Source organism: Halorubrum sp. SP3, from assembly GCF_005435195.1.
Taxonomy (GTDB): domain Archaea; phylum Halobacteriota; class Halobacteria; order Halobacteriales; family Haloferacaceae; genus Halorubrum; species Halorubrum sodomense.
In genome coordinates, this window is sequence record NZ_SGTU01000476.1 from 1 (window position 1) to 358 (window position 358).

A 358-nucleotide genomic window follows, 5' to 3' on the forward strand; every position below is an offset into this window, starting at 1 on the left:
GAGGACGTGGAGGCGACGATGCGGAACGTCTCGCGGCTCCTGCTCACGATCCGCGACCTCGAACGCGTCGGCGACCACGCGGTCAACATCGCGGCCCGGTCGCTGTACATGATCGAGAACGACGACGCGCTGCTGTACTGACCGCCGCCCGGTCTCCTCCGATTTTCCGCCGCGTCGACGGTCCGGTCGCAGTCTCCGTCACCGACCCGGCACAGTCCGCGTACCCGACCCGGAACCTGTCACCGGGCCTGACGCTTCCCCCCTGTTATATCCGTCCGAGCGGCGAGGTCGGACGCATGGTTCTCGGAGCAATCATCTCGTTCGTCGTCGCGCTGCTGGTCGGCGGCCTGGGCATCTA

At 67.3% G+C, this 358-nt stretch carries 1 protein-coding gene; it reads left to right on the forward strand.

The features are described from left to right. Positions 1-141 (forward strand): PhoU domain-containing protein (locus tag EXE42_RS17295; RefSeq protein ID WP_275938243.1); only part of this gene is annotated, 141 nt, incomplete at its 5' end. Positions 142-358 lie beyond the last annotated feature (217 nt).